This window comes from Amycolatopsis sp. NPDC006131 (assembly GCF_040614175.1).
GTDB lineage: Bacteria > Actinomycetota > Actinomycetes > Mycobacteriales > Pseudonocardiaceae > Amycolatopsis_E > Amycolatopsis_E tucumanensis.
In genome coordinates this window covers 20629-47069 of the sequence record NZ_JBEXTX010000026.1, presented here as the reverse complement: position 1 = coordinate 47069, position 26441 = coordinate 20629, and the positions used below count along the sequence as shown (strand labels likewise).

Annotated in this window: 31 protein-coding genes and 1 pseudogene; 17 read left to right on the top strand and 15 right to left on the bottom strand. The window is 71.9% G+C overall.

Annotated elements, in window-relative coordinates:
• Positions 1–36 precede the first annotated feature (36 nt).
• Both ABZ215_RS16395 and ABZ215_RS16390 read left to right on the top strand, forming a co-directional pair.
• The gene (locus tag ABZ215_RS16395) at positions 37–1365 is read left to right on the top strand and encodes an MFS transporter (protein ID WP_354950154.1); all 1329 of its coding nucleotides are present in this window, start codon (positions 37–39) and stop codon (positions 1363–1365) included.
• Positions 1362–2726, top strand: a complete 1365-nt coding sequence (locus ABZ215_RS16390) for a CHASE3 domain-containing protein (protein WP_354950153.1) — start codon at positions 1362–1364, stop codon at positions 2724–2726. The genes ABZ215_RS16395 and ABZ215_RS16390 overlap by 4 nt, the downstream gene beginning before the upstream one ends.
• Here the strand turns inward: ABZ215_RS16390 and def are convergent.
• Positions 2698–3315, bottom strand: a complete 618-nt coding sequence (def, locus tag ABZ215_RS16385; RefSeq protein ID WP_354712356.1) for a peptide deformylase — start codon at positions 3313–3315, stop codon at positions 2698–2700. The genes ABZ215_RS16390 and def overlap by 29 nt on opposite strands.
• 73 nt (positions 3316–3388) lie before the next feature.
• On the opposite strand from def, the gene ABZ215_RS16380 reads away from it, so the two are divergent.
• Entirely contained in the window at positions 3389–3805 is a 417-nt protein-coding gene (locus ABZ215_RS16380; RefSeq protein WP_354950152.1) for a CBS domain-containing protein, read from the top strand.
• 604 nt (positions 3806–4409) lie between these two features.
• On the opposite strand, the gene ABZ215_RS16375 is transcribed toward ABZ215_RS16380, so the two are convergent.
• Positions 4410–4625, bottom strand: coding sequence for a dodecin (locus tag ABZ215_RS16375; RefSeq protein ID WP_017984202.1), 216 nt, complete (start codon positions 4623–4625; stop codon positions 4410–4412).
• 325 nt (positions 4626–4950) lie between these two features.
• Between ABZ215_RS16375 and ABZ215_RS16370 the strand changes: the two genes are divergently transcribed.
• Positions 4951–5586: a nitroreductase family protein gene (locus ABZ215_RS16370; RefSeq protein ID WP_354950151.1), complete on the top strand. Its 636-nt coding sequence runs from the start codon at positions 4951–4953 to the stop codon at positions 5584–5586.
• Positions 5587–5590: 4 nt separating this feature from the next.
• Entirely contained in the window at positions 5591–6073 is a 483-nt protein-coding gene (locus ABZ215_RS16365) for an NUDIX domain-containing protein (protein ID WP_354950150.1), read from the top strand.
• Between the two features lie 451 nt (positions 6074–6524).
• On the opposite strand, the gene ABZ215_RS16360 is transcribed toward ABZ215_RS16365, so the two are convergent.
• The 3 genes from ABZ215_RS16360 to ABZ215_RS16350 are packed head-to-tail and all read right to left on the bottom strand — an operon-like array spanning position 6525 to position 7788.
• Positions 6525–7004 (bottom strand): SRPBCC family protein, encoded by a 480-nt coding sequence (locus ABZ215_RS16360; protein ID WP_354950149.1) that lies wholly within the window; start codon positions 7002–7004, stop codon positions 6525–6527.
• On the bottom strand, positions 6940–7350 hold the full coding sequence (locus tag ABZ215_RS16355) for a metalloregulator ArsR/SmtB family transcription factor (RefSeq protein WP_039791908.1): 411 nt from the start codon (positions 7348–7350) through the stop codon (positions 6940–6942). The genes ABZ215_RS16360 and ABZ215_RS16355 overlap by 65 nt, the downstream gene beginning before the upstream one ends.
• Positions 7351–7380: 30 nt before the next feature.
• Entirely contained in the window at positions 7381–7788 is a 408-nt protein-coding gene (locus ABZ215_RS16350) for a RidA family protein (RefSeq protein ID WP_027936457.1), read from the bottom strand.
• Positions 7789–7815: 27 nt separating this feature from the next.
• Between ABZ215_RS16350 and ABZ215_RS16345 the strand changes: the two genes are divergently transcribed.
• The 4 genes from ABZ215_RS16345 to ABZ215_RS16330 are packed head-to-tail and all read left to right on the top strand — an operon-like array spanning position 7816 to position 13391.
• Positions 7816–9228: an FAD-dependent monooxygenase gene (locus ABZ215_RS16345; protein WP_354950148.1), complete on the top strand. Its 1413-nt coding sequence runs from the start codon at positions 7816–7818 to the stop codon at positions 9226–9228.
• Positions 9229–9252: 24 nt separating this feature from the next.
• On the top strand, positions 9253–9864 hold the full coding sequence (locus ABZ215_RS16340) for a TetR/AcrR family transcriptional regulator C-terminal domain-containing protein (protein ID WP_354950147.1): 612 nt from the start codon (positions 9253–9255) through the stop codon (positions 9862–9864).
• A gap of 9 nt (positions 9865–9873) precedes the next feature.
• A complete protein-coding gene (locus tag ABZ215_RS16335; protein ID WP_020422027.1) occupies positions 9874–10278 on the top strand; it encodes an MmcQ/YjbR family DNA-binding protein in 405 nt (134 codons plus the stop codon).
• Entirely contained in the window at positions 10275–13391 is a 3117-nt protein-coding gene (locus ABZ215_RS16330) for a BTAD domain-containing putative transcriptional regulator (protein ID WP_354950146.1), read from the top strand. The genes ABZ215_RS16335 and ABZ215_RS16330 overlap by 4 nt, the downstream gene beginning before the upstream one ends.
• On the opposite strand, the gene ABZ215_RS16325 is transcribed toward ABZ215_RS16330, so the two are convergent.
• The 4 genes from ABZ215_RS16325 to ABZ215_RS16310 all read right to left on the bottom strand — a co-directional run bounded on the left by ABZ215_RS16325 (position 13369) and on the right by ABZ215_RS16310 (position 15979).
• On the bottom strand, positions 13369–14142 hold the full coding sequence (locus tag ABZ215_RS16325; protein WP_354950145.1) for an ABC transporter permease: 774 nt from the start codon (positions 14140–14142) through the stop codon (positions 13369–13371). The genes ABZ215_RS16330 and ABZ215_RS16325 overlap by 23 nt on opposite strands.
• On the bottom strand, positions 14142–15098 hold the full coding sequence (locus ABZ215_RS16320; RefSeq protein WP_354950144.1) for an ATP-binding cassette domain-containing protein: 957 nt from the start codon (positions 15096–15098) through the stop codon (positions 14142–14144). The genes ABZ215_RS16325 and ABZ215_RS16320 overlap by 1 nt, the downstream gene beginning before the upstream one ends.
• A gap of 101 nt (positions 15099–15199) precedes the next feature.
• Positions 15200–15682: an SLATT domain-containing protein gene (locus ABZ215_RS16315; protein WP_020422031.1), complete on the bottom strand. Its 483-nt coding sequence runs from the start codon at positions 15680–15682 to the stop codon at positions 15200–15202.
• Positions 15683–15739: 57 nt separating this feature from the next.
• Positions 15740–15979 (bottom strand): hypothetical protein, encoded by a 240-nt coding sequence (locus ABZ215_RS16310; protein WP_354950143.1) that lies wholly within the window; start codon positions 15977–15979, stop codon positions 15740–15742.
• A 17-nt stretch (positions 15980–15996) separates the two neighbouring features.
• On the opposite strand from ABZ215_RS16310, the gene ABZ215_RS16305 reads away from it, so the two are divergent.
• Positions 15997–16497, top strand: coding sequence for an endonuclease V (locus ABZ215_RS16305; RefSeq protein ID WP_354950142.1), 501 nt, complete (start codon positions 15997–15999; stop codon positions 16495–16497).
• Between the two features lie 39 nt (positions 16498–16536).
• On the opposite strand, the gene ABZ215_RS16300 is transcribed toward ABZ215_RS16305, so the two are convergent.
• Positions 16537–17961 (bottom strand): MFS transporter, encoded by a 1425-nt coding sequence (locus ABZ215_RS16300; RefSeq protein ID WP_354950141.1) that lies wholly within the window; start codon positions 17959–17961, stop codon positions 16537–16539.
• Positions 17962–18046: 85 nt separating this feature from the next.
• On the opposite strand from ABZ215_RS16300, the gene ABZ215_RS16295 reads away from it, so the two are divergent.
• Positions 18047–18445 (top strand): MarR family transcriptional regulator, encoded by a 399-nt coding sequence (locus tag ABZ215_RS16295; RefSeq protein ID WP_354950140.1) that lies wholly within the window; start codon positions 18047–18049, stop codon positions 18443–18445.
• 61 nt (positions 18446–18506) lie between these two features.
• On the top strand, positions 18507–19496 hold the full coding sequence (locus tag ABZ215_RS16290; protein WP_020422036.1) for a YihY/virulence factor BrkB family protein: 990 nt from the start codon (positions 18507–18509) through the stop codon (positions 19494–19496).
• Position 19497: 1 nt separating this feature from the next.
• On the opposite strand, the gene ABZ215_RS16285 is transcribed toward ABZ215_RS16290, so the two are convergent.
• The 3 genes and pseudogenes from ABZ215_RS16285 to ABZ215_RS16275 all read right to left on the bottom strand — a co-directional run.
• Positions 19498–20832: an MFS transporter gene (locus ABZ215_RS16285; protein WP_020422037.1), complete on the bottom strand. Its 1335-nt coding sequence runs from the start codon at positions 20830–20832 to the stop codon at positions 19498–19500.
• Between the two features lie 131 nt (positions 20833–20963).
• Positions 20964–21425, bottom strand: a complete 462-nt coding sequence (locus ABZ215_RS16280) for a hypothetical protein (protein ID WP_354950174.1) — start codon at positions 21423–21425, stop codon at positions 20964–20966.
• A gap of 61 nt (positions 21426–21486) precedes the next feature.
• Positions 21487–21669: pseudogene (locus ABZ215_RS16275) on the bottom strand (alpha/beta hydrolase); the annotation flags it as partial.
• Positions 21670–21828: 159 nt separating this feature from the next.
• Between ABZ215_RS16275 and ABZ215_RS16270 the strand changes: the two are divergent.
• The 3 genes from ABZ215_RS16270 (at position 21829) to ABZ215_RS16260 (ending at position 23780) form a co-directional block, all read left to right on the top strand.
• Complete coding sequence (locus ABZ215_RS16270; RefSeq protein WP_354950139.1) at positions 21829–22791, top strand: sigma-70 family RNA polymerase sigma factor; 963 nt, start codon at positions 21829–21831, stop codon at positions 22789–22791.
• 104 nt (positions 22792–22895) lie between these two features.
• Positions 22896–23312, top strand: coding sequence for a hypothetical protein (locus tag ABZ215_RS16265; RefSeq protein ID WP_237339492.1), 417 nt, complete (start codon positions 22896–22898; stop codon positions 23310–23312).
• A gap of 87 nt (positions 23313–23399) precedes the next feature.
• On the top strand, positions 23400–23780 hold the full coding sequence (locus ABZ215_RS16260) for an STAS domain-containing protein (RefSeq protein WP_237339464.1): 381 nt from the start codon (positions 23400–23402) through the stop codon (positions 23778–23780).
• Here ABZ215_RS16260 and ABZ215_RS16255 read toward each other — a convergent pair.
• Positions 23777–24235, bottom strand: a complete 459-nt coding sequence (locus tag ABZ215_RS16255) for a DUF2269 family protein (RefSeq protein WP_017984222.1) — start codon at positions 24233–24235, stop codon at positions 23777–23779. The two genes, ABZ215_RS16260 and ABZ215_RS16255, sit on opposite strands and share 4 nt — an antisense overlap.
• Positions 24236–24365: 130 nt before the next feature.
• Between ABZ215_RS16255 and ABZ215_RS16250 the strand changes: the two genes are divergently transcribed.
• Entirely contained in the window at positions 24366–25337 is a 972-nt protein-coding gene (locus ABZ215_RS16250; protein ID WP_354950138.1) for a helix-turn-helix domain-containing protein, read from the top strand.
• 228 nt (positions 25338–25565) lie between these two features.
• Here the strand turns inward: ABZ215_RS16250 and ABZ215_RS16245 are convergent, their stop codons facing one another.
• On the bottom strand, positions 25566–25733 hold the full coding sequence (locus ABZ215_RS16245; RefSeq protein WP_354950137.1) for a hypothetical protein: 168 nt from the start codon (positions 25731–25733) through the stop codon (positions 25566–25568).
• Positions 25734–25822: 89 nt separating this feature from the next.
• On the opposite strand from ABZ215_RS16245, the gene ABZ215_RS16240 reads away from it, so the two are divergent.
• On the top strand, positions 25823–26440 hold the full coding sequence (locus ABZ215_RS16240; protein ID WP_237339465.1) for a TetR/AcrR family transcriptional regulator: 618 nt from the start codon (positions 25823–25825) through the stop codon (positions 26438–26440).
• The last annotated feature ends 1 nt before the right edge of the window (position 26441 follow it).

Sequence of the window (26441 nt, the reverse complement as noted above, 5' to 3'; positions counted from 1 at the left end):
CGCACGCTGTCGCCGACCGCGTGGAAGGGAAGCCGGATGAACCACCGAGCGGCGCTGGCCGCACTGTTGACCGCCGAGGCGATGAACCTGCTGGACTCGACGATCGTCCAGGTCGCCGCGCCCGCCGTGCACGAGAGCCTGCCCGGGCCGGTGGCGGACGTCCAGTGGTTCAGCGCCGCCTACACCCTGCCGTTCGCCGCGCTGCTGATCACCGGTGGGCGGCTCGGCGACCTCGCCGGGCGCCGCCGGGTGTTCCGGCTCGGCGTGACGGCGTTCCTGCTCACCTCGCTGGCGTGCGCGCTCGCGCCGGCCGCGAACGCGTTGATCGTGTTCCGCGCCGCGCAGGGCGCGTCCGCGGCGGTGATCATCCCGCAGACGATCGGGCTGATCCGCGCGATGTTCACCGGCCCCGCGCTCTCCCGCGCGCTGGGCGCGATCGGCCCGGTCATGGGGCTCGCGGCGGTGTGCGGGCCGGTGCTCGGCGGCGTGCTCACCGAGGCCTGGACCTGGCGCTCGGCGTTCCTGGTGAACGTGCCGCTGTCGGTGATCGTCTTGCGGCTCGCCCGTGGCCTGCCGGAGGACCGCGCGCCCGGCCGCCCGCGCCTGGACGTGCCGGGGACGGTGCTCGCGGTCCTCGGCCTCGGGCTGCTCGTCCACCCGCTGACGCAACCGTCCACTCCGGACTACCGGCTCCTCGCCGCCGGCGCCGTCGTGCTCGTCGTCTTCGTGCTGCACCAGCGCCGCGGCCGCGCTCCGCTCGTCGAACGGTCCCTGTTCGCCGGACGACGGTTCCCGGCCGCGCTGGTCACCTCGGCGCTGTTCTTCACCGCCACCTCGGGCCTGACCCTGGTCGTGGTCCTGCACGAGCAACTGGACGCGGGCGCGGGTGTGCGTGCCGCCGGGCTGACGCTGGTGCCGTGGTCGGCCGGGCTGGGCGTGGCGTCCTGGGTCGCGGGCTCGGTCCTGGTGCCCCGCTTCGGCGACCGCGTGATGCCCGCCGGGCTCGCCGTCTTCGTCACCGGCCTGGTCACCGCGTGCCTGGTGACCGATCACGCCGCGTTCCTCGGCGCACTGGGGGTGATCGGAATCGGCGCGGGGTTGTTCAGCCCGGCGTTCTTCACCGCGGCGTTGCGCGCGGTGCGCCCGGTGGAAATCGGCTCCGCCGCGGGATTGCTCAACGCGATGCAGCAACTCGGTGCGACGCTCGGTGTCGCGCTGCTCGGCGGTGTGTTCTTCGGCAGCGGAGCGCTTGCGGCGTACCGGATCGGGATCGCATTGGCGATCGGCGCCGCGGCCGGCGCCGCGGTGATGGCGGGAAAACGACGCTCTCGGTTTTCCGGTGAAGCGGGTTATCGTGTTTCGTGACCATTCCGCGATTCTGGCCGCGGACTTTGCGGTGGCAGGTGATCCTGCTCGTCAGCGGGTTGCTCCTGCTGCTCACCACCACCGCGATCGTCACCACCGCGGCCCGCGTCCACGTGACCGACGTCGGTTCGCGGGTGCGGGACACGCTGCGCCCGGCGCAGGCGGCGGTCGCCTCGCTCAGCCGGGGTTACCTGGACATGGAAACGGGTGAACTCGGTTTTCTGCTGACCCGTGATCCGCAATTCCTGCAGCCCTACGAAACGGGGAGCGCGGCGGTCACCGCGGCGGAGGACAGCATCGCCCGGTTGATGGCCGACGACGCGGAAACGATGGACCTCCTTTCCGCGGTGAGCGCGGCCGGGATCGCCTGGCGCACCCAGGCCGCCGAGCCGGCGATCGCGCGGATCCGCGCGAACGGCACCGTCGCGGACAACCAGCAGGGCAGGGCGTTGTTCGACACCTTGCGCGCCCGGCTGACCGCGCTGGGCGACCACGTCGACCAACTCATCGCGGCCAGGCTGGCGTCGTCGCGCCGGGCGAACGCCACCGCGAACGTGACCACCGGGGTGTGCGTGGGCCTCGCGGTGGTGCTGGGCCTGGCGAGCGTGCTCATCCTGCGCCGGTCGCTCGTCACGCCGCTGAACCGGCTGGTCGCGCAGGTGCGCGAGGTGTCCGCGGGCGACCTGCACCGCGAGGTCGAGGCGGCCGGGCCGGAGGAGGTGACCAGGCTCGGCGAAGCGGTCGAGGCGATGCGGGTGCGGATCCTGTCGGAGGCCGACCAGGTGGCGGCTGCCTCCAACCGGATCGCCCGGCTGGAGGAGACCGACCGGATCGCCCGCACGCTCGGCGACACGGCGATCCGCCGGCTCTACGGCATCACGCTGGACCTGCAGTCCGCGGCCGCCCGGTTCCCCCGGTCCGGCCCGGTGATGGCGACCGCGATCAGCGGCATCGACCGCACGATCTCGGCGTTGCGGAGCTCCGTCTACGGCACGGCGACGCGCACCCAGCCTCCGCTGCACACCCAGGTCAGCGAGGTGGTCGGGGAGCTGGAGAGCACCCACGGGCACGCGCCGGGGCTGCTGCTCACCGGCGACCTCGACGCCGAGCCGCCCGCGGAGGTCGCCGCCGAGGTCACCCAGGTGCTGCGCGACTTCCTCCGCGCCACCGCGGTGCCAGGCGGCGGCGCGGAGGAGGTCGAGCTGGCCCTGTCCGGCGAGGAGATCCGGCTGCGCGTGACCTGCGCGGTGCCGGACGAGCGGGTGGCCGGCGTGGAGCGGGCACTGGCGGAGGCGTCCGCGGACGCGGTGGTGCGCCGCGAGCCGGGCCGCGTCACGGTCGAGTGGCGGCGTCCGTTGTGACGACCGGGTAGGCCGGTTCGCTCATCTCCGCCAGCGCGGTCTCGCGGCCCTCCGGCGTGAGGTGGTCGATGTAGAGGCGGCCGTTGAGGTGGTCGGTCTCGTGCTGGAAGCAGCGGGCGAGCAGGTCGCGGCCCGGCACGGCGATGGGGTTGCCCGCGAGGTCGAAGCCGCGGACGGTGACCTGGGCGGGGCGTTCGACGACGGCCCTGGCGCCGGGCACGGACAGGCAGCCTTCGGGGTGGGCGCCGGTCTCGTCACCGGCGACCTCGATGACCGGGTTCACCACGTGGCCGGCGTGCCACAGCTCGCCCTCGCTGCGTGCGTAGCTCTCCGGGCAGAGGTAGACGAACACGCGCAGCGGGACGCCGATCTGGTTGGCCGCGAGGCCGACGCCGCTGGCGGTGCGCATGCTGACGAACATGTCGGACACCAGCTGGGCCAGGTCGTCGCCGAACTCGGTGACGTCGGCGCACGGCCGGTGCAGCACGGGGTTGCCGACGACGGTGATGGGCCGGGACGCGCCCCGGGCGTAGTGGTGGGCCAGGTCGCCGCCGGTGGTGACGTCGTGGTGGACCTCGATCTCGGACATGGGACGAGTAAATCAACCGGGTGCGGGTATGACCGCGAGTGCCCAGTTCGAGTGCACCAAAAGGCAGGCAGAGATGACGAAGGCTCGCGAAATCATGACGCCGGACCCCGAGTGCGTGCGGACCAGCGACACCGTGCTCGACGCCGCGAAGCGGATGGCGGAGCTCCAGGTGGGGGCGATGCCCATCTGCGGTGAGGACAACCGGCTCAAGGGGATGCTGACCGATCGGGACATCGTGGTGAAGGTGCTGGCGGAGGGCAAGGACCCGCGCGCGGTGAACGCCGGGGAGCTCGCGCAGGGCGAGGCGGTCACGATCGGCGCCGACGACGATGCGAAGGAGATCCTGCGCACGATGTCGCAGCACCAGGTCCGGCGGCTCCCCGTGATCGACGGCCACGACCTGGTGGGGATCGTCGCGCAGGCGGACGTGGCGCGATCGCTGGACGAGCCCGAAATCGGCGATTTGCTGCAGGCACTGTCGACCGATTGATGGCGGTGGGTTCATCCTCGCCCGGAGGGGCGTCAACGCTTGGTCGTTGAGCGCCCGCTCCGGGCTTTGCGCTGTGCCGTAGAAGTCCGCGCAGGTTTCCGCTCCTCATTGCGACCCGCTCGCAGCCGTGCGCTGCCTCGCAAAAGCCCCATCCAGGTGTCCGCCTCCACATAGCGACCCGCCCGCGATCGTGCGCCGCCCCGTAAAAGCCCCGCGCAGGTGTCCACCCCCACATCGCGACCCGCCCGCCACCATGCGCCGCCCCGTAAAAGCCGCGCGCACGTCTCCGCCCCACACAGCGACCCGCCCGCCACCGCACGCCTCGTAAAGGCCCCACGCAGGTGTCCGCTCCCCATTGCGGCCCGCTCCGGCGTCTCGCTGTCCGGGGCTCCAGCCGATCTACCCCGCGCGTCTATCCCCTGTTGCTCCAGTCAGGTGATCCAACCAATTCGACCCGATGGGGTGGCGATTTTCCGCCCAGCACAGGTTTTTGTCGGTCCCCGTCCTTAACGTGGCTGCCATGAACCCGACAACCCACCCTGGTCCCAAGTGGACGGTCCGCATCCGCACCGCGCTGGTGAGTGCCGTGCGCGCCCTGGTCAGGTCAGTCCGCGTCCTCCAGCCGGAACCCGACCTTCAACCCGACCTGGAAGTGACCGATCGCGCCGTTCTCGATGTGCCCGCGTATTTCGGTCACCTCGAACCAGTCCAACCCCCGCAACGTCTGCGCCGCACGCTCGATCCCCCCGCGAATAGCGGCGTCCAGGCTCTCACTGGACGAGCCGACGATCTCAGTGACGCGATAGGTGTGCCCGGCCATCTCAGGCCTCCTTGCCCTAGGCGAATCCCGGCCCCGGCATTGTCACCCGCCACGCCCGCCACCGCATCCCGCTCCCGATCTCGCGCGCCCGTCGCGACAACCCACCCGAGCCCCTGGGCGAACCCCAACCTCAGCATCGCCACATCCCCCGCACGACTCCGCGCACCCACACACGACCTATGCGCCTTCCCCACGGCCAACCATCAACGCGCACCCACCCCACTCCCCTCCTGCCCGCTCTCCGCCCGGCCCACGAGCGACCACCTCAAGATCCGCGCGCCGGGGACCGGCGCCGGTCACTCGGGCGCATGCCAGGATCGGGGGCATGACACCAGAGGAGCTGTTGACCACCACCCGCAGCGTGCGCAAGCGGCTGGACCTGTCACGTCCCGTCCCGCGCGAGCTCATCGAGCGCGCGATCACCCTCGCGCTGCAGGCGCCGACCGGGTCGAACCGGCAGGACTGGCACTGGGTCGTGGTCACCGACGCCGACAAGCGCGCCAAGCTGGCCGAGCTGTACGCGAAGTCCTACAAGGCCTACCGCGACCTCGGCCCGGCGCCGGAGGAGCGCTACCCCGGCGATACGGACCGCGCCGCCACCCAGCACCGGGTGATGAACAGCGCCGACTACCTGGCCGAGCACATGGCCGAGGTGCCGGTGCTGCTCGTCCCGGCGATCCACGTCCCGGGCGGCAAGCTGCCCGAGGGCAACCAGGCCGGCCTGTGGGGCTCGATCCTGCCCGCGGTGTGGAGCTACATGCTCGCCGCGCGCACCCTCGGGCTCGGCAGCGCCTGGACGTCGCTGCACCTGGTCTACGAGAAGGAGGCTGCTGAACTGCTGGGCATTCCGGACCACGTCCGGCAGGCGGCGCTGATCCCGACGGCGTTCTACACCGGCGAGACGTTCAAGCCGGCGAAGCGCCAGCCGCTGTCCGAGGTCCTGCACTACGACCAGTGGTGACCCGGTGCCCACGAAGAGCGCGGCGTTCCTGCTGTACCGCCTGACCGGTGACGGTGGGGTGGAGGTGCTCATCGCGCACATGGGCGGGCCGTTCTGGGCGCGCAAGAACGAGCGGGCCTGGTCCATCCCGAAGGGCGAGTACACCGACGAGGACCCGCTGCCCGCCGCACGGCGCGAGTTCGCCGAGGAGGTCGGCGAGCCCGTGCTCACCGGCGAGATCCTGGAGCTGGGCGAGTTCCGCCAGCCGAGCGGCAAGGTCATCACGACGTTCGCCGCGGAGGGCGACTTCGACCCGGCCGGCTTCGCCAGCAACACGTTCGAGATGGAGTGGCCGAAGGGCTCCGGCCGCGTGCAGGAGTTCCCGGAGGTCGACCGCATCGAGTGGGCCAGGCCCGAGCGCGCCGCGGAACTGCTCGTCAAGGGCCAGGTGCCGATCATCGCCCACCTGCGGGAAACGCTGGTGGCGCAAGGAGTCCTGCGCGCCTGACCCCAGTGACCCAGCACGGTTCCGCCCGGACACCTCACCTCCGGGCGGAACCACCGGGCAGGCCGGCTAGCCCGGTCACGCTTGCCCCGGCAGGCTGGCTTGCCCCGGCAGGCCGGCTTGCCCCGCGGCAGGTCGGCTTGCCCGGGCAAGCCGCCGCGCCGGTGAAGCGAAGATCTGCCACGCTACGCCCCGGGCCAAGCGGATCCACCGGACGTGCCACCCCGGCCAAGCGGATCCACCGGACGGGCCGCCCCGCGCAGGCAGATCCTGCCTCGGCAGGGCGCGAAACCTGCCGCGGCAGGCGGAACCTTCACCGAGAGCGCACACGCCGATGGGCCAGACCATCTGCCCTCAGGCCCGCGACACCAGCCGACGGGCCAGACCACCAGCCCTCAGGCCAGCACCACCAGCCGACGGGCCAGACCACCTGCCCTCAGGAACCCACCGGCCGTCAGGCGAGCGACACCGCGACCTGCTCCAGCTTGTCCAGCGACTCCTGCATGCCGCCCTCCATGCCGGACTCCAGGTGCCCGTCGCGGGTTTCCTTGTTCGGGTACTCGGCCAGCACGGTCAGCGTGGTGCGTCCCTCGTGCTCGGTCAGCGTCAGCGTGTTCAGCGACTCCGCGCCGGGCATGCCTTCGAACACCTCGGTCAACACGATCCGCTCGTGCGGCACGATTTCCCGGTACTCGCCGTGGAAGGCGACCTCGAAACCGCCGTTGGCGATCATCACGTTGCGCCATCTCCCGCCGACCCGCAGGTCGACCTCGACGGACGTGACCTCGCCACGCTCGCCCGCCCACCAGCGCTTCACCAGCTCCGGCGTGGTCCACGCCTGCCACACCAGCCGCGCCGGCGCGTTGAACTCACGCACGATCTGGATCTGGTTGTCCGCCGGGAGCGTCACCTTCGCCGTACCGCTGGTCGTCATCGTGCTCATCTCCGTCCTCCAGTTCCCTGAGTTCTTCCAACACCGCGTCCAAGCGGTCGAATCGCTCGTCCCACAACCGCTGGTAACCACTGACCCACTCGTGGATGTCCTTCAGCGGGCGGGCGTTGATGCGGTAGACCCGCTGCCGTCCGGAGTCGCGAACCTCCACCAGACCCACCTCCCGCAGGACCCGCAGGTGCTTGGACACCAGCGGCTGGGCGAGCCCGAGCACCGACACCAGCTCGTTCACCGGCTTCTCCCCGCCGGCCAGCAGATCGAGGATCTGCCGCCGCCGAGGTTCGGCCACCGCGTTGAACGCGTCCGCCGTAGTCGCTGCCCTTGCCATGCACCAAATATATACCCATATGGGAATGCGTCAAGGGATCCAGGCAACTGCATCGATTTCGACCAGGTAGCGGGGGTCGAACAGGGTCTGGACGCCGACCAGCGTGCTCGCCGAACGCGTGGTCACCCCGGCACGCATCGGCGCGAGGATCGCCTCCGCCAGCTCCGGGCGATATCCGGCGACGTAGATCGTGTGCTTGACCAGGTGCTCACGACTCGTGCCGGCCGCGGCGAGCGCGATGTCGATGTTGCGCACGATCTGCTCCGCCTGCGCGCCGTGGTCACCCTCGCCGACGAGTTCACCCTCCGCGTTCCACGCGACCTGCCCGGACAGGAACACCAGCCGCGACGCGGGCACGGCGACGGACAGGCTGAACATCTCGGGCAGCGCGAAGAGCCCGGCCGGGTTGGCGTACTGCGGCATCTCATCCTTGGTCATCGACCCAGCCTAGGCTATGTTTAGTCAGTGACCAAGAACATCGTCATCGCCGGAGCAGGCCCGACCGGGCTGTGGCTGGCCGCGGAACTCCGCCTCGCCGGCGCCGAAGTGACCGTCCTCGAACAGCGCACCGAACGGGGCCCGCACTCGAAGGCCCTCACCATCCACCCGCGCACCATCGAGGTGCTCGCCTCACGCGGCGTCGAGCAGCCCTTCCTGGCCGAAGGGATCCCCATCCCGCAGGGGCACTTCGCCGTGCTCGACGACCGCCTGGACTTCGCCCTTCTCGACACCGATTTCCCGATCACCCTGGCGCTCCTGCAGGCGCGCACCGAGGAACTGCTGGAAGACCACGCACGCGACAGGGGCGCGGACATCCGGCGCGGCCACCGCGTCACCGGCCTCACCGAACACCCCGGTGAAGTGCGCATGGCAGTCGACGGCCCAGATGGCGGGTACACGATCGCCGCCGCGTACGTCGTGGGCTGCGACGGCACCCGCAGCACCGTCCGCGCCGCCGCCGGGATCGACTTCCCCGGCACGTCGGCGTCCGTGTACGGCTGGCTCGGGGACGTCGTGCTGACCGACCCGCCGTCCGCGGGCTCCTACAGCCGCGCGACCGCGGACGGCCTGCTCCTGGCCGTCCCGCTGCCCGGCGGCCTGCACCGGCTGGTCGGCCACAGCCCCGACGACATCCGCGCCGACCGGCCCGGCGACCTCACCCTCGACGAGCTGCGCGCCAAGGTCACCGCCATCGCCGGCCGCGACTTCGGCATGCACTCCCCCGCGTGGCTGTCCCGGTTCTCCAACGCCAGCCGCCAGGCCACCCGCTACCGCCGGGGACGCGTCCTGCTCGCCGGCGACGCCGCCCACATGCACATGCCGGCCGGTGGCGTCGGGCTCAACGTCGGCCTCCAGGACGCGATGAACCTCGGCTGGAAGCTGGGCGCGGTCGTGCGCGGCGAGGCGCCCGACGACCTGCTCGACACCTACCACGACGAACGCCACCCGGTCGGCGCCGAACTCCTGGAGCACACCCAGGCGCAGACCGCGCTGATGACCGCGTTCTCCCCGGACGGCCGCCGGCTGCGGTCGCTGCTCAGCACCCTCATCGCCGAACAGCCCGCGTTCGCCAAGGCCCTCGCCGAGCGGCTGTCCGGTTTGTCCGTCCGCTACCCCGGCGCGCACCCGCTCACCGGCACCCGTGCGCCGAACCTGAAATTCGGTGACACCACGCTCTTCCGGCTCCTGCACGCGGGACGCCCGGTGCTGCTGGACTTCCGCGACGAGCCCGGCCCCGCTGCCCCCGGCGCGATCGTCCACCACGGACGCCCGCTGGACGACCGGCCGGACTGGGCCGCGCTCGACACCGCCCTCATCCGCCCCGACGGCCACGTCGCGGAGGTGACCCCCAGCGGCGAGCCTGACCAGCACCGCTGACGGCCACCTGGCTAGCATCGCCCGGTGATCACCCGGAACGGCGACAGCCGGCGCGACGAGATCGTCCGGGCCGCGCTCGACCTGCTGGACGAAGAGGGCCTGGAGGCCGTCAGCCTGCGCGCCGTCGCGCGGCGGCTCGGTGTCCGGCTCAACACCGTCTCCTGGCACGTCAAGACCAAGGCGCGGCTGCGTGAGCTGATGGCCGAGGCGATCTTCGCCGGCATCTCCTTCGACGGGCTCCCGGACGACTGGCGGGACCGCACCGCCGAGCTGGCCCGCCGCTTCCGCCGCGCGCTGCTGGCCCACCGGGACGGCGCGTTCGTCGTGGCCGGGACGTTCGTCGCCGAGCCGGCCACCCTGCGCGCCGCGGAAGCGCTGGTCGCCGCCCTGCTCGACGGTGGCCTCGAACCGCGCGACGCGGGCTGGACCTGCTGGACGATCCTCTACTTCACGCTCGGCCTCACGCAGGAGGAGCAGGGCGCGACGGGTGCGGTGGCAGGCCTGCTGGAATCCGCGGTCACCCCGGACAGCCACCCCGCGCTGGCTCGCGTCCTGCCGCACCTCGTGGACAACGAGTTCACCCGCCGCTTCGAGTTCGGGCTCGACCGCATCCTGGACACGGCCGCACGTGGCTAGCCTGAACCCATGACGCCAGGCGAACTCAAACGACTGTGCCTGTCGCTGCCGGGGGCCCGCGAGGAGTTCCCGTTCGGCGAGGCCAACAGCGTGTTCAAGGTCGCGGGCAAGATGTTCGCCCTCAGCCCGCTCGAGTCGAAGCCGCTGCGGGTCAGCCTCAAGTGCGATCCGGATCTCGCGGTGCAGCTGCGCCGCGACCACCCGGAGATCACCGCCGGGTACCACCTGAACAAGCGGCACTGGAACACCGTCGTGCTGGACGGCGGCGTCCCCGAGGACCTGGTGCGGGAGATGGTCGAGGACTCCTACGACCTGGTCGTCTCCGGGCTGCCGCGCCGGGAGCAGGAGAAGCTGCGGTGGGTCGCGCTCAGCCAGGAGAAGACACCCCGCGGATCCGGCAAGCCGGCCCGGTGACCGTCGAACTGACCCTGCTGCCGCGGGTGACCTGCCGCGGCCGGGAGATCACCGCGCCCCGGCTGCGCGACCTCCTCGCGCTGCTCGCCGCCGACCTCACCACCGGCTGCGGCACCGGCCGGCTCGTGGACGGGCTGTGGCCGGACGAGCAGCCGGAGAACCCGGTGAAGGCGCTGCAGATCCTGGTTTCGCGCGCCCGCTCGCAGCTCGGCCCCGACCTCATCGCCAGCACGTCGACCGGGTACCGCCTCACACTCGAACCCGCTCAGGTCGACGCCGCCGCGCTGCTGCAGCACGCGTCCGCGGCCCGCGTGGACGATCCCGCGACCGCGCTCGCCGAGGCCGACGCCGGGCTCGCCCTCTGGGATGGCACCGCCGACGACGCGCTGGACCCGCTGTCCACCTTGCGCCGCGAACGCCTCTCCGCCCACCGCTTCCTCGTGCGCGCTCGCGGGCTGGCGCTGTCCCGGCTCGGCCGCCATGCAAAGGCGGTCGAACCGCTCACCGCCGCGGCGGCGGACCGGCCGCGTGACGAGGAAGTCCTGCTGGAGCTGCTGCGCTCGGAGTCCGCGACCGCCGGGCCGTCCGCGGCGCTGGCCCGGTTCGAGTCCTACCGCCGCGAGCTGCGGGACCAGCTCGGCACCGATCCCGGCCCGGAACTCCAGGCGTGGCAACGGGAAACGCTCGCCGGGGAGCGGCCCGCGGTCCGCCACGGCATCCCGCACGAGCCCAACCCGCTGCTGGGCCGCGCGGACGACATCGCGGCGGTCACGCAGCTGCTGCGCCGGTCCCGGGTCACCTCGATCGTCGGTCCCGGCGGGCTGGGCAAGACCCGCCTCGCGCATTCGATCGGCCGGGACGCCGAACAGCCGCTGGTCCACTTCGTCGGGCTGGCCGGTGTCCGCGCCGACGCGGACGTGGCCGGGCACGTCGCGACCGCGCTCGCCGTCGGCGAGGCGCGCCGCACCCCGAGTCCGCCGCCGCCCGACGACCTGACCGGCATCGCCGAAGTCCTCGGCGCCGCACCGGCGCTGCTGGTGCTGGACAACTGCGAGCACGTCCTCGACGGGGTCGCGGAGCTGGTCCGGGCCCTGGTGTCGATGACGCGGGACCTGCGCGTGCTCGTCACCAGCCGCGCGCCGCTCGGCCTGTCGTCGGAGTCGGTGTACCCGCTGCCGGAACTGGACCTCGACACGACGATCGAGCTGTTCGTCCAGCGCGCACGGGCCGCGCGGCCGGACGCCGACCTGCCCGCGGACACCGTGGCCGCGCTGTGCCGCCACCTCGACGGGCTGCCGCTGGCGGTGGAACTCGCGGCGGCGCGGGTGCGCGTGCTGTCGGTCGCGGAGATCGCGCGGCGCCTCACCGACCGGTTCGCGCTGCTGCGCGGCGGCCCGCGCGACGCGCCCCAGCGGCACCGGACGCTGCAGGCCGTCGTGGACTGGAGTTGGAACCTCCTCGACGAGCACGCGCAGGTGACGATGCAGGCGTTGTCGGTGTTCCCCGGCGGGTTCACCGAGGACGCCGCGCGCCACCTGCTCGGCAGCCGCGACACGCTCGACGTGCTGGAGGAGCTGTCCGGTCAGTCCCTGCTGAAGGTCGTCGACACTCCCGTCGGCGCGAGGTTCCGGATGCTGGAGACGGTGCGCGAGTTCAGCGCCGCCCGCCTCGACGAAGCCGGCGGGACCGCGCGCGCCACCGAGGATTTCCTGGCGTGGGCACGGGATTTCGGCCTGGCCCACCACGAACCGGTGTTCGGTCCCGACCCGTACACGGCGAGCGAGCGGATCCGCGTCGAGCAGGACAACCTCCTGACGGCGATGCGGCTGGGCATCGAGCGGGCGGACGGCGCGACCGTCGCGGCCACGGCGGCGGCGCTGGGCGCGCTGTGGACGGCCGACTCCAACTACTCGCGCATGGCCGCGCTCACCACGGACGTCCCGGCGGTGCTCGCGCACTTCCACCCGAAACCGGAGTTCGTCGAGGTGACCCGCACGGCCGCGACCGTGTGCGCCACCACGACCTTCATGCTCCAGGGTCCGCGCGCGGTGCGGTCGCTGGTCGTCCTGCGGCGGCTGCCCGAAGCGCCGCCGACGACGCTGGTCCGGGCGCTGTCCACCGTCCTGTCCACGCTCCCCAAGATCGATCCCCGCGAACTCGGCGCCCTGGGCGACAGCGATCAGCCGCTGCTCGCGTTCGTCGCACACGCCGTGCACAGCTACTGGTGGGAGACCGCGGGCGACGGCGAGCAGGCACTCGCCTCGGCGGTGCGGATGCTGGACGCGGCGGGCGATTCCGGTCTGCCGTGGGTCCGGTTGATGGCCCGCGCCCGGCTCGGCGAGCTGTACCTGCAGCGCGGCGAACCGGACGAAGCCACGCGGCACCTGCTGGTCGCGATGCGGGTGCTGGCGGAGCTCGCGCCGTGGCCCGACACGATCGGCATCCGGTGGGGGCTCATGCTCGCCGCCCTGCAGAGCGGCGCGGTCGACGAGGCTGAACGCTGGCTGGCGAAGACGAGCCCGGGCGGCGGCGAGGACCGGTTCGACGTCATCACGTTCGATCTGGGGGTGCGCGCCGAGATCGCCTTGGCGCGCAACGAAATCGACCAGGGGCTCGCGCTGTGGCGGCAGGCGGTGGCCCGTCAGCGGGACAGTGGCGTGCTCCCCCTGCCGGAGGCGCCCGGCCTGGACGCGTGGTCGCTGGAGCTGCTCTGCGTCACCGTGATCGCGCACGCGCAGCACGGCAGGCTCGGACTGGTCGCCGACCTGGTCGCCGAGCTCCCCCCGCTGGCGCCGCCGTTGTTCAGCGAGAGCGCGGCGAAGGTGCCCGCCTACCTGATCGGGATGCCGGTGCGCGGCACCGTCCTGCTCGCGCTCGGTGTGCTCGCACTCGACCGCGGGGACCGCACCGGGGTGCGGCTGGTGGCGCTGGCCGAGCGGCTCGGGTTCCTGCGCAACTTCCAGCCGACCATGACACCCGCCGGGTTCCGGGCCGCCGCCGAGAAAGCCGACGGGCCGGCGTACGCCGACGCGGTGTCGGAGTACGCCGGCCTCGGGCCGGACGAGCTGCGCCTGGCGGCGCTGGACCTGCTCAGCGGGTCGGTTCCCGGTTGAACAGGCGCTTGGACCAGAAGTAGCCGAGGACGGTGATCCCCGCGCCCCAGCCGATGGCGCCCCAGCCGTACCAGCCGATCGGCGTGCCGGCGAGCAGGCCGCGCAGGGTCTCGATGACGGCGGTGAACGGCTGGTACTCGGCGAACCAGCGGATGCCGGCGGGCATCGAGTCCAGCGGCACGAACGCGCTGGACAGGAACGGCAGCAGGAAGGTCATCGGCAGCACCACGTTGCTGGCGCCCTCCGGGGTCTTGGAGACCTGGCCGAGCGCGGCGGAGAACCAGCTCAGTCCGAGCGTGAGCAGCAGCAGGACGGCGGCCGCGAGCAGCCAGTCGCCGAAGCCGGCCGAGATGCGGAACCCCATCGCGACGGCCACCGCGAGGACGATCACGAGGCTCACCACGGTCTGGATGACGTTGCCGATGACGTGTCCGGTGAGGACGGACGCGCGGGCGATCGCCATGGTGCGGAACCGGGCGACGATGCCTTCGGTCAGGTCGGTGCAGATCGCGACGGCGACCGGCATCGAGGCCGAGCCGATGGTGAGCAGCAGGATGCCGGGCACGAGGTAGCCGAGGTAGTCGCCGCCGGCCGGCGCGCCGGCGATGCCGTTGCCGATCGCGCCGCCGAAGACGTAGTTGAACAGCAGCAGCATCATGATCGGGACGGCGACGACGCTCGCGGTCATGGACGGGTAGCGCATCGCGTGGCGCAGGTTGCGCCGCAGCATGGTGGCGGAGTCGGTGAACATCAGCGGGAGACCTTCTCTTCGGTGGGGTGTCCGGTCAGGGCGAAGAAGACGTCGTCGAGGTCGGGTGTGTGCACCGACAGGCCCTCGGGCTCGATGCCGGCGTGGTCCATGCGGTCGAGCAGCGCGCGCAGCGAGCGGACGCCGCCGTCGCTGGGGATCTGCAGGGTCCGGGCCTCGTCGTCGCGGGTGACCTCGCCGAACGTGCGGGCGGCCAGGTCGAGTGCGCGGTCGTCGGCGAAGCGGAGCTCGACGTGCCCGCCGGGGATGCGGCGCTTGAGCTCGGCCGGGCTGCCCTCGGCGACGAACACCCCGTGGTCGAGCACGGCGATGCGGTCGGCCAGCTCGTCGGCCTCCTCCAGGTACTGGGTGGTGAGGAAGACGGTGACGCCGCGGGCGACGAGGTCGCGGATGATCTCCCACATGGTGTGGCGGCTGCGCGGGTCGAGGCCGGTGGTCGGCTCGTCGAGGAAGATGATGCGCGGCTCGCCGACCAGGCTCATCGCGAGGTCAAGGCGGCGCCGCATGCCGCCCGAGTAGACCGCGGCGAGCTTCTTGCGCGCCTCGACCAGGTCGAAGCGTTCGAGCAGCTCGGCCGCCCTGCGGCGGCCCTCGGCCTTGGGCAGGTGGTGCAGGTCCGCCATCAGCCAGAGGTTCTCCTCGGCGGTCAGCTTGTTGTCGACGGCGGAGAACTGGCCGGTGACGCCGATGGCGGCGCGAACGCGGTCGGCCTCCGCGGCGACGTCGTGCCCGGCGATGCGGGCGCTGCCGGAGTCGGCCCACAGGTAGGTCGACAGGATCTGGACCATGGTCGTCTTGCCCGCGCCGTTGGGCCCGAGCAGGGCGAAGATCGAGCCGGCCGGGATGCGCAGATCGATCCCGCCGAGCACGACCTTGTCCCCGAACGCCTTGCGCAGCCCGGCGACCTCGATGGCCGGGGTGGTCGTGGTGGTGGTCAAAGCCCCCTCCTCCGTGTGCTGTTCCGTTGCTGGTGACGAGCTTCGGAGGAGGCGGCTTCAGGAGGGCTTCAGGCCGGTTTCAGGGGTGGCGGGGCGGGGTTTCAGGGGCCTTCGCCGGGACGGCGGTGGCTCAGCCAGCGCTCGCCGAGCGAGTCCCAGATCCCCTGGTACTCGCCGAACATGCGGCGGATCACCTCGCGGTCCACCTGCTCGGGCGGGGTCTCGGCCAGGTAGTAGGTGAGGTCGTCGCGCAGCCGGTAGAAGCGGTACTGCGTCTCCTCCATGAGAACCCACAGCGAGCGCCAGGCGAAGAACGGTTCGAGGGTGTTGACCACGGTCACCAGCGCGACGAGCGCGAAGCCGAGGCCGGCCCAGAAGTCCAGGTCCTGCAGGCCGAGGATGATCGTGGACGCGCCGGACAAGACGAGCGTCGCGACCCGGACGAGCGCGGACCGGCGGCGGAAGCGGTTCTTGCGGACCCGCGCGTAGCGGTTGCCGGTCTCGATGCGGGACAGCAGGTCCTGTGCCAGCTCGGCCGGGCTCAGCCCGGGCCGCGGCACCGCCGACTGGATGGGTTCCTCCATCGCGGCAGCTTAGGCGACCGTGATCATCGGGAAGAAGCCTGCGAAGACGCGCCCGGCCTACCGGCTGCGCCACCAGGACACGAGCCGCTCGGCGATGGCGTCCACGTCGGCTGTCAGTCCGAAGTGGTCGGACATCTCGTGGCGCAGGTACTCCCGGATCCCGTCCACGCCGGCATCCGCGCGCAGCCGGGACAGCAACGGCCAGACCAGGCAGTCGTACTCGTCGTCAACGGAATCCGCCACGCCGATCGGATCCCACTCGTTGAGCAGGAGGCGGATCGGTTCGACGGGAAGCACGGGACCAGTATGGAGGCATGCGGCACACCCGATGCGCGGCGGTCGACGTGCACTACCCGGACGTCGGTGGCGCCAACGCGGCGTTGGTGCTCGCCGCCGGGCCCGCCTTCGCCGAAATCACCGAGGAGCACGTGGCGCGGCTGGACGAGGTCGAGCCATACCGGCCGGGCGCCTTCTACCTGCGGGAGCTGCCGGCGATGCGCGCGGTGCTGCGCCGCGCGGGGCCGGTGGACCTGCTCGTCGTCGACGGGTACGTGCACCTCGACCCGGACGGCCGTCCCGGGCTCGGCGCCCACGCGCACGAGGAGTTCGGCGTCCCGGTGATCGGGGTCGCCAAGACGGCCTTCCGCACCGCCACACACGCCATTCCGGTGCTGCGCGGCAAGGCGGTCCGGCCCCTCCACGTCACCGCGATCGGCCTCGCCCCGGACGAGGCCGCGCGGATCGTCCGGACGATGGCCGGCCCCCACCGCCTGCCGGACGCGCTGCGCCGCGTCGACCGGCTGTCACGCGAGTAGGGCCCGTCCCCCCGAGGACGGGCCCCACCACCCCCGCGATCAGACCCGGGCGAGTTCCGGTTCCGGCGCCCGCCGCAGGCGCACCACGCCGGACAGTGCGATCAGCAGTCCGAGCGCCGCGATGCCGGTGATCACCGCCAGCGCCGGGGTCAGGCCGGTCAGCAGGTTGCCCTCACCGCTGCCCGTCAGCACCGCCGTCACGATCGCCAGGCCGATCGCGCCGCCGACCTGCAGCGACGTGTTCAGCAGGCCACCGGCGAGTCCCTGCTCGTTGTCGCTGATGCCGGTCGTCGCCTGGATGTTCAGGGACGAGAAGGCCAGGGTGAAGCCGATGCCGAGCAGGATCATGCTCGGCAGCACCGAACCGGCGTACCCCGAGTGCTCGTCGACGCGCAGGAACAGCACGTACGCGAGCACGTGCGCCAGCACGCCACCGAGGATCGTGCGCGACGTGCCGACCCGGTCGATCAGCGGCTCGATCCGCGGTGAACCGAACGCGACGATCAGCGCGGCAGGCAGGAACCCGAGCGCGGTCTCCAGCGCCGACCACCCCAGCACGTCCTGCAGGTACAGCATCACCACGAACTGGAACCCGATGTAGGCCCCGAAGAACAGCGCCGCCCCCAGGTTCGCCCGCGCCAGCGGCCCGGAGCGCAGGATGCCCAGCCGCAGCAACGGGTGGCTGCTGCGCTTTTCGATCAGCACGAACGCGGTCAGCAGCGCCGCCGCGACGACGAAGGTGATCAACGTCTGCGGTGAGGCCCACCCGGCCTCCGGCGCCTCGACGACACCGAACACCAGCAGCAGCGACCCGGCGGCACCGGTGATCGCACCGGGCAGGTCGTAGCCGCCCGCCGAGTGGTCCCGCTCGTAGGCCGGGACGACCTTGATCGCCGACACCAGCGCGATCAACGCGATCGGCACCGGCAGCAGGAACGTCCACCGCCAGCCGACCTCGGTCAGCAGCCCGGAGAACACCAGGCCCGCCGAATACCCGCTGGCGCCGAACACCGCGAAGATGCTGATGGCGCGGTTGCGGGCCGGGCCCTCCTGGAACGTCGTGGTGATGATCGACAGCGCGGCCGGCGCGGTGAATGCCGCCGCCAGGCCCTTGATGAAGCGGCTCGCGATGAGCAGCGCGCCGTTGTCGACGAGACCACCGAGCAGCGACGCGACCGCGAACACGGCCACCGCGACGAGGAACACCCGCCGCCGCCCGAGCAGGTCCGCCGTGCGGCCGCCGAGCAGGAGCAGTCCGCCGTAACCGAGCACGTACCCGCTCACGACCCACTGCAGCGCGCTGGTGGACAGGCCGAGATCAGCCTGGATGGACGGCAGCGCGACGCCGACCATCGAGACGTCGAGGGCGTCCAGGCCCACGACCGTTGACACGGTGAGCAGCACGGCCCACAGCCGTGCGTCCCACCGCGTCGATGTGGTGGACAGGTGCGCAGGAGAAGTCATGGCAGCCAGATTACATGCGCGCGCATCTAATGCAAGGGGATTTAATGTCTTTGCATCAGATTCCCGTGCATGCTAAGGTGTCGCCATGGGTGACGTCGCCGAAGGCCGGCTGGTGCAGCAGTGGCACGAGCTGCTGGCCCTGCACGCGACCGTCTTCGGCGAGCTGGAATGCCGCCTGCAGGACGCGCACGGCATCGGGGTCAGCGAGTTCGAGGCCCTCGAACGGCTCGCGACCTGCGACTTCAAGTGCCGCTCCGCCGACCTCCTGGAGGCGGTGCACCTGAGCCAGAGCGCCACCTCGCGCCTGGTCGCCCGCCTGGAGAAGGAGGGCCTGGTCGAGCGCGCGATGTGCGAGCAGGACCGGCGCGGCATCTTCGTCTCGCTCACCGACGCCGGGCGGCGCCGCTACGAGGAGGCGAAGCCGACCCACCGCGCGGTGCTGCGCGCCACGCTCGGCGAGGCGCGTCTCACGAAAGCCGGTTGACCCACCGCTCCACGGGGTAGCTCACCGCCATCGCGCAGACGCCGACGGTGGGAGTGCAACCGTGAGCGAGCACAACAGGGAAAGCGTTGTCAGCAAGGCGAAGGCCGGCCTCGACCGCGCGGACGCGGTACAGCAGCAGCACACCGCGCTCTCCGTGCCGGTCGCCGTGGTGAAGAAGTTCGTCGAGGACCAGTCCACGAACCTGGCTAGCATGATCGCGTTCTGGGCGTTCTTCTCGATCTTCCCGCTGTTCCTCGTCCTGATCACCCTGCTCGGGTTCTTCGTGCCGGACGACCTGAAGGGCGACGTCCTCGGACACGTCGGCTCGATGTTCCCGTTGCTGGACCCCGCCACCATGCAGGGCTTCGGCGGCTCGGTGTGGGCACTGGTCCTCGGGCTGGTGACCGCGCTGTGGAGCGGGATCGCGGTCGTGCGCGCCACCCAGACCGCGTTCAACTCGGTGTGGGAGCTGCCGTTCCACGCGCGCCCGAGCCTGCCCGAGCAGATCGGCCGCAGCGTGCTCGTGCTGGTGACGATCGGGCTCGGCCTGGTGGTGAGCACGCTCATCAGCGGGTTCGTCTCCAGCGGCACGGACCTGCTGAACCTGGGGTGGCTGGGCCGGATCCTGGGCTACGCCGTCGCGATCGTCCTGGACATCGCATTGTTCGTCGCCGCGTTCCGGATCCTCACCGACCGCGACATCTCCACCCGGGACGTGCTGCCCGGCGCGGTGCTCTCCGGCGTGCTGTTCTGGGTCCTGCAAACGCTTTCGTCGCTGATCATCAGCCGCTACCTGCAGAACGCGCAGAGCACCTACGGCACGTTCGCCACGGTCATCACGCTGCTCTGGTGGTTCTACCTGCAGAGCATCATCACGTTGCTCGGCGCGCAGCTCAACGTCGTGCTCAAGGACCGGCTGCACCCGCGCGCGCTGGTCGGCGCCCCGGAGACGGACGCCGACCACCGCGCTTACGAGTCCTACGCGGAGGAACGCTCCTACCACGAGCAGGAACGGGTGGACACCGAGTTCCCGCCCGAGCAGCGCCGCTGAGCTACTCGGCGCCGGTGACGAACGCCTCCCGCTCGGCGGCGGGACGTTCGCGCAGGGCGAGGACCGCGGCCAGCGTCACCAGGCAGGCCACCAGCATGTAGCCCGACACCGACAGCGACGTGCCGGTCTCCCCGACGAGCCAGGTCGACACCAGCGGCGCGAACCCGCCGCCGAGGATGGCGCCGAAGGCGTAGGCGAAGGACACCCCGCTGTACCGGATGCCGGCTGGGAACAGCTCGCTGTACGCCGCTGCCTGCGGGCCGTAGGTCAGGCCGAGCCCGAAGCCCAGCACGATCACCGCGGCCAGCATGAGCGGCACCGAGCGGGTGTCGAACAGCAGGAAGAACGGGAAGGTCCAGGCGCCCATCGCGAGCGTGCCGACGAGGTAGGTCTTCCGCCTGCCCCAGCCGTCCGACCAGTGCCCGGCCAGCAGCGTGAACACACCCCACGACACCGCGCCGACCATGCCCACGAACAACATCGTCGTGCTGGACAGCTTGAGCGTGCGGGTGCCGTAGGAGTTGATGAACGCGATCAGGATGTAGCCGACCATGTTGTTGGCGATGAACAGCCCGATCGCGACGACGAGCTCACGCCGGTTGGTGCGCAGCAGCTCGGCCAGCGGCGCCGACCGGCGGGCGCGGCGGGCGCGCAGCTCGCTGAACACCGGGCTCTCCGACACCCTGGCCCGCACGAAGAAGCCGACCGCGATCAGCACCACGCTGAGCAGGAACGGGATCCGCCAGCCCCAGCGCGCGAACTGGTCGTCCGTGGTCGCGGCGGACACGCTGAAGAACACCAGGTTCGCCAGCAGCAACCCGATCGGCACGCCGATCTGCGGGAACGAGCCGAAGTAGCCGCGGCGGCCGGACGGCGCGTGCTCCACCGACATCAGTGCCGCGCCGCCCCACTCACCGCCCGCGGACAGGCCCTGCAGCAGCCGCAGCACGACGAGCAGCACCGGCGCGGCGACACCGATCGAGTCGTAGCCGGGCAGCAGCCCGACACCGATCGTGGAAATCCCCATCAGCAGCAGGGTCGCGACAAGAACCGCCTTGCGGCCGACCCGGTCACCGAGGTGCCCGGCGACGATCCCGCCGATCGGCCGCGCCACGAAGCTCACCCCGAGCGTCGCGAACGAGGCCAGCAGCGCCGCGGTCCCGTCCAGCGAGGGGAAGAACTGCTTGCCGAACACCAGGCTCGCGGCCGAGGCGTAGATGAAGAAGTCGTACCACTCGATGGTCGTGCCGACGAGGCTCGCGCCGACGACGCGGCGCAGCTGCCGGCCGTCGTGCGCCGAGCTCGTCCGGGCCGAGGCCTCGGGCGTGTGCGTCATGGGCCATCCCTTCCCGCCATTGGAAAGAAGATCAAAGGTTTGATTAGTTCCCTGGCAACCTAGATCCCACAGTGCCGGAAGACCAGTGGCGGGTGCAGACCTTTACCGTCCTGAGACCTTCGACCGCCCGGTCACAGGAAGTCACCCAGCCGCGCGGCGAAAGCGGCCGGGTCGCCGGCGAAGCCGGTGTGGTCGCCGGGGAACCGGACCGGTTCGACGCCCAGCTCCTTCGCCAGCGCCTCCGACGTGCGTTCACACAGCTGCCCGGCGGACTCGGTGCCGATGCCGACCACCACGGGACGGGTGCGCAGGACGTCGAAGTCCGGGATCCAGCGGGTGGTCGGGCGGTACATGTGCGCGTACTGGAAGTCCGCGTCGGCCCGGTCCCGCGGGTTCGGCTCCTGGGCGAAGAACTGCTGGAAGACCGGCTCCGGGAGGTCGATGCCGGCCATCACCAGGAACTTCCGCATGGCGCCGACCGGGTCGCCGCCGAAGTGGGTCGCGATGACCTCCTCGCCCTGCGCGCGGATCCGCTCGGCGTCCGGGAGCAGGTCGCTCAGCGGCGGTTCGTGCGCGATGACGGTGGTGACCAAGGTCCGGGCGCGCCTGGGCGAGAGCGAGGACGCTGACCGCGCCGCCGCTGGAACCCAGCACCACGGCCGGGCCGGCGTCGGCGTGCTCGATGAGCCGGGCGAGGTCGTCGGCGCGCATCTCCGGCGTGGAGTCCTGGTCCGGGTCGTCGACCGGGCTGCGGTTGATGCCGCGCGGGTCGGTGGTGAGGACGGTGTGGTCGGTGGCGAGCAGCTCGGCGAGCGGGGTGAACGACCGCGCGTCCATGGGTGCGCCGACGAGCACGACGAGCGGGCCGTGGCCGCGGATCTCGTGGTAGAGCTCGGCGCCGGGGACGCGGAGTGTGCCGGCGATCTGGGACATCGGATCCTCCTCGGGAAGTGGGTTCACAGGTGTGACCGCCGGCGTGGGGCAGAATCATCGCTCGTGACGGAACTGGCCGTTGACCTGGAGCGGGCGCGCGCCGGGGACGACTCGGCGTTCACGCGGCTGGTCGAGCCGCTGCGGCGGGAGCTGCACGCGCACTGCTACCGGATGCTGGGGTCGGCGCATGACGCCGACGACGCGTTGCAGGAGGCGCTGCTCCGCGCGTGGCGGGGGCTGGCGCGCTTCGAGGGGCGCGCGTCGCTGCGGTCGTGGCTGTACACGGTGGCGACGCGGACCTGCCTGGACGCGGTGGAGCGGCGTGGCAGGCGGGCGTTGCCGATGGACCTCGGACCGTCCAGCGAGCACGTCGTCGCCGGTGACGCGCCGCGGACGGACGTCGAGTGGCTCGGGCCGTACCCGACGGGACCGGACGCGCGGGCCGAGCAGCGGGAGGCGGTCGAGCTGGCGTTCGTGGCCGCGTTGCAGCACCTGCCGGGGAACCAGCGGGCGGCGCTGGTGTTGTTCGAGGTGCTGGGGTTCTCGGCGGCCGAGATCGCGTCGATGATGGGCACCTCGGCGGCGTCGGTGAACTCGGCGCTGCAACGGGCGCGGCGCGTGGTGCCGGCGCGGGAGCCGGCGCCGTCGGACGCGCGGGTGCGGACGCTGGCGTCGGACTACGCCAGCGCCCTGGAGCGGGGCGACGCGGACGCGCTGGTGGCGCTGCTGACCGAGGACGTGACGTGGTCGATGCCGCCGATGCCGCACTGGTACCACGGGATCGACGCGGCGATGTCCTTCGCGCGCCGGTACCCGCTGGCGTCCTGCGGCTCGTGGCGGCACCGGATCGTCTCCGCGAACGGGTTGCCCGCGGTGGCGTCGTACCTGCGCTCGTCGCCGGGCGGGGCGTTCGAGAGCTGGTCGATCAACGTGCTCCGGCCGCGGGACGGGCGGATCGCGGAGATCACGTCGTTCGTGGCGCGGGAGCACTTCGCGGTGTTCGGGCTGCCGGACGCGCTGGACTGAACGGGCACGGTCCTCTGTGGACCGGTTTACCGTCGGTGACCCTGGGTAAACCGATGATCCTCCGGTTGACGAGTCAGCGGAGGAGGTGATGCATCGTGGATGACATGGTGCATCGGCCGGATCGGTTCACCAGCGTCGTGGACGGGCCGTCCGAACTGGCGGCCCTCCGGCGGCGGGTGCGGGTCATGCTCGCGGGCGTCGGCGAGGAACACGTCGTCGACGCGCTGCTGGTGACCGATGAAATCGCCGGCATCGCCTGGCTGTCCACGCGCCAGCCGTTCACGTTGCGGCTGGGCTGGGCGGGCGCGGACACCATCCGCGTCGACGTCACGATCGCCGCCGAGCCACCCGCCCGCGGGGAACTCGGCACGTCGGCGCGGGTCCTCGACGGGATCGCCGCCAGGTGGGGCATGACGCCACGCCGCGGCGAAACGGTGCTGTGGGCGGATGTCCCGGTCGCCGCCCCGGTCACGCCGGACGGTCCGGCGCTGGACGCGGTGCACGTCACGGAACCGGCGTGACGGTGGTCGCCGGTGGTCCGGGAACCGGGCCACCGGCGACGGCGGTTAGAGTGTCCGGGCTGAACTGACCGACGATGGAGGAGATCCGTGCCGCAGGCCTTCGCCACCCGCTGGACGCGCGAGGGCAGCGAAGTCATCGTCACCATCGTCGGCGAGGTCGACCTCACCACGGCGCCCCGCGTGCGCGAAGCCGTGAAGGACGCCCGCGACAGCGTCGGCCCGGTCGCGCTCACCACCGTGATCCTCGACCTGTCCGAGGTCGAGCACCTGGACTCCCTCGGCCTCGCGGTGCTGGTCGAGACCGCCGCCGAGTGCCACTCCGCGGAGCAGGCGCTCGCGCTGGTCTGCCCAACGCCGGTCGTGACGCGGCCGCTGGAGATGACCGGCCTCGACGGGATCCTCACGATCACCGCGTCACTGGACGAGGCCCGCGAGGCGGCGCGGGAGTACCTCTCCGGCAAGTCCTAGGCGCTGGTCGTCGAGCCGGGGCGGACGATCATCAGGACCGTGACGACGGCCCACAGGACGTTGAAGATCCCGGTGTACATCGCCAGCCGCGCCGGGGCGCGTGGCTCCGGTTCCGCCTGCTCCGCGATCCCGTCCAGGATGCCCTGCTGGCGCGGAAGCACCACCAGCACGAGCACGGCCGCCGCGATCGCGGTCAGCACGATGGACACGATCACCCACGCGTCGCCCGTCACGCCGAGGCTGCCCGCGGTCGCGAACCCGAACACCGGGATCGCGATGCCGACCGCGGCGTAGACCCGGCAGATGCGGTGCAGCGTGCGCAGCACCGCGAGGTCGTGGTCGGTGCCGCCGGTCGCGCGGCGGGTCGCGGCGGGGAACATGCTGGCCGCGACGGTGACCGGGCCGATCGCGACCAGCGCCGCGAGCACGTGGAGGGAGAGCAGTACCTTCGTCACGCCCCGGGACGGTAACGACCGCCGGTGATCACCGGAACTGGCTCGATGGCCAACTTCCACAAGATTCTCGCCAACCCGCTGACCAGGGCGGTCCTGGCGCAGCGACGTGGCGAGGACCTACGGTGTCGCCATGCACACGGTCGCCGTGCTGGCGCTGGACCAGGTGGTCCCGTTCGACCTGGCCACCCCGATCGAGATCTTCACCAGGACCCGCCTGCCCGGCGGGCGCCCGGCCTACCGGGTGCGCGTCTGCGCCCCGATCCCGGAGGTCAGCGCGGGCACGTTCACGGTGCGAGCCGAGTGGGGCCTGGAGGCGCTCGCCGACGCCGACACGATCATCCTGCCCGGCTGCGCCGATCCGACGGTGCCGGTGCCGGAGGACGTGCTGGACGCCCTGCGCAAGGCGGCCGCCGACGGCATCCGGATCGCGTCGGTCTGCGCCGGCGCGTTCGTCCTCGCCGCGACCGGCCTGCTCGACGGCCTGCGCGCGACGACGCACTGGGTGGCCGCGGACCTGCTCGCCCGGCGGCACCCGGAGATCGAAGTCGACCCGGACGTGCTGTATGTGGACAACGGCCAGTTCCTCACCTCGGCGGGCGCCGCGGCCGGGATGGACCTGTGCCTGCACCTCATCCGGCGCGACCACGGCTCGGCGGTGGCAGCCGACGCGGCGCGCCTGTCGGTGATGCCGCTGGAGCGGGAGGGCGGTCAGGCGCAGTTCATCGTGCACGACCAGCCGCCGGCGCCGCGGGGTTCGGTGCTGGAGCCGGTGCTGCGGTGGATGACCGACCACCTCGACCGGGACCTGACGCTGAACGACATCGCGGCGCGGGCGGGCATGAGCACGCGGTCGCTGAACCGGCGCTTCCGCGAGCAAACCGGGACGACGCCGCTGCAGTGGCTGCACCGCGAGCGCATCCGGCAGGCGCAGTACCTGCTGGAAACGACGCGGCACCCGGTGGACCGCATCGCGGGGCAGGTGGGTTTCGGTTCGCCGACCGCGTTCCGCGAGCGGTTCCGGCGGGTGGTCGGCACGAGCCCGAACGCCTACCGGGCGGCGTTCCAGCGGCGGGAACCGGCGCAGCCGGGCACGCCTTCGTAGCGGCGCCGGGGCTTTGGCGCGCCGTCAGCACAAGCGCCACCCCGCCGCGCTCCAGCGGCGGGAACGGACCCAGCCGGGGTCGTCTCCGCGACAGCCGCCCGGGCCGGCTTTCGATTCCCGCGGCGAACCGGCTCAGGCCCAGCGAACCCTCGCAGCAGCGGCTCCACGGCCGATTCCGGTGCGTCGACTCCAGCTGACACCGACCGCGCTGCGGTCAGCAAAGGGAACCTACCCAGCGAGGCACCGAACCTTCCGGCCCGGCGCGCCGTCGCCCTCCCACGGGCCGAACCAGCGGGCCGTCCGCTCCGGATCGGTGACGTCGGCCCAGACCTCCTCGACCGGCGCACCGATCTCCCGGCTCAGCACCAGGTCGCTCCCGTCCAGCCGTCCACCCACCCGACCGCTCCTCCCAGTGAAAGGGCGATCCTGACCACGCCAACGATCGAGACGGGGCCGTCCCGTCCACTCCTGGTACTGTCCGGGACATGACCCGGACCCGTCGCGCGCCGAGTGGCGCCGCCGTGCTGCGTGTCGAGCTCACGGACGCCATCGTCGAGGTCGTGATCGACGAACTCGCCGAGAAGGGCTACGCCCGCACCTCGATGGACGGCGTGGCCAGGCGGGCGGAGGTCGGGAAGAGCTCCCTGTACCGCCGGTGGCCGTCGAAGCAGGACATGGTGGCCGACGCGGTCTCCCAGCTGAGCGTCCCGCTGGTCGACATCCCCGACAGCGGCTCCCTGCGCGGCGACATTGAGCGCGCCTTCGAGATGGTCGTGCAGTGGCTCAGCGACGAGCGCCTCGGCCGGATCCTGCCCGACCTGACGGCCGAGGCGAAGCGCAACCCGGCACTGGCCAAGGCCATGACCGAGCACCTGGAGGAGCCGCGCCGCGCCAAGGCGGAACCGGTGCTGGACCGCGCGATCGCCCGGGGCGAGCTGCCGCCGGACGTCGACCGGGAACTGGCGCTCGACATCTTCGCCGCCCCGATCTACTGGCGCTACACCGTCCGCCGCACCGAGATCACGCCCGAGTTCCTGGCGACGCTGACCGATTCGACGCTGGCGTTCCTCGGCGCGCGGCCGGCGAAGAAGCGCCGCAGGTAGT

What these genes read in the sequence shown, in the direction of transcription:
- ABZ215_RS16300 (WP_354950141.1), bottom strand. Translation starts at nt 17,961, where the DNA reads ATGACTTCTCCTGCGCACCTGTCCACCACATCGACGCGGTGGGACGCA.
- ABZ215_RS16285 (WP_020422037.1), bottom strand. Translation starts at nt 20,832, where the DNA reads ATGACGCACACGCCCGAGGCCTCGGCCCGGACGAGCTCGGCGCACGAC.
- ABZ215_RS16250 (WP_354950138.1), top strand. Translation starts at nt 24,366, where the DNA reads ATGCACACGGTCGCCGTGCTGGCGCTGGACCAGGTGGTCCCGTTCGAC.
- ABZ215_RS16265 (WP_237339492.1), top strand. Translation starts at nt 22,896, where the DNA reads ATGGTGCATCGGCCGGATCGGTTCACCAGCGTCGTGGACGGGCCGTCC.
- ABZ215_RS16370 (WP_354950151.1), top strand. Translation starts at nt 4,951, where the DNA reads ATGACACCAGAGGAGCTGTTGACCACCACCCGCAGCGTGCGCAAGCGG.
- ABZ215_RS16325 (WP_354950145.1), bottom strand. Translation starts at nt 14,142, where the DNA reads ATGTTCACCGACTCCGCCACCATGCTGCGGCGCAACCTGCGCCACGCG.
- ABZ215_RS16295 (WP_354950140.1), top strand. Translation starts at nt 18,047, where the DNA reads ATGGGTGACGTCGCCGAAGGCCGGCTGGTGCAGCAGTGGCACGAGCTG.
- ABZ215_RS16375 (WP_017984202.1), bottom strand. Translation starts at nt 4,625, where the DNA reads ATGGCCGGGCACACCTATCGCGTCACTGAGATCGTCGGCTCGTCCAGT.
- def (WP_354712356.1), bottom strand. Translation starts at nt 3,315, where the DNA reads ATGTCCGAGATCGAGGTCCACCACGACGTCACCACCGGCGGCGACCTG.
- ABZ215_RS16360 (WP_354950149.1), bottom strand. Translation starts at nt 7,004, where the DNA reads ATGACGACCAGCGGTACGGCGAAGGTGACGCTCCCGGCGGACAACCAG.
- ABZ215_RS16380 (WP_354950152.1), top strand. Translation starts at nt 3,389, where the DNA reads ATGACGAAGGCTCGCGAAATCATGACGCCGGACCCCGAGTGCGTGCGG.
- ABZ215_RS16335 (WP_020422027.1), top strand. Translation starts at nt 9,874, where the DNA reads ATGACGCCAGGCGAACTCAAACGACTGTGCCTGTCGCTGCCGGGGGCC.
- ABZ215_RS16355 (WP_039791908.1), bottom strand. Translation starts at nt 7,350, where the DNA reads ATGGCAAGGGCAGCGACTACGGCGGACGCGTTCAACGCGGTGGCCGAA.
- ABZ215_RS16315 (WP_020422031.1), bottom strand. Translation starts at nt 15,682, where the DNA reads ATGGAGGAACCCATCCAGTCGGCGGTGCCGCGGCCCGGGCTGAGCCCG.
- ABZ215_RS16240 (WP_237339465.1), top strand. Translation starts at nt 25,823, where the DNA reads ATGACCCGGACCCGTCGCGCGCCGAGTGGCGCCGCCGTGCTGCGTGTC.
- ABZ215_RS16395 (WP_354950154.1), top strand. Translation starts at nt 37, where the DNA reads ATGAACCACCGAGCGGCGCTGGCCGCACTGTTGACCGCCGAGGCGATG.
- ABZ215_RS16305 (WP_354950142.1), top strand. Translation starts at nt 15,997, where the DNA reads ATGCGGCACACCCGATGCGCGGCGGTCGACGTGCACTACCCGGACGTC.
- ABZ215_RS16350 (WP_027936457.1), bottom strand. Translation starts at nt 7,788, where the DNA reads ATGACCAAGGATGAGATGCCGCAGTACGCCAACCCGGCCGGGCTCTTC.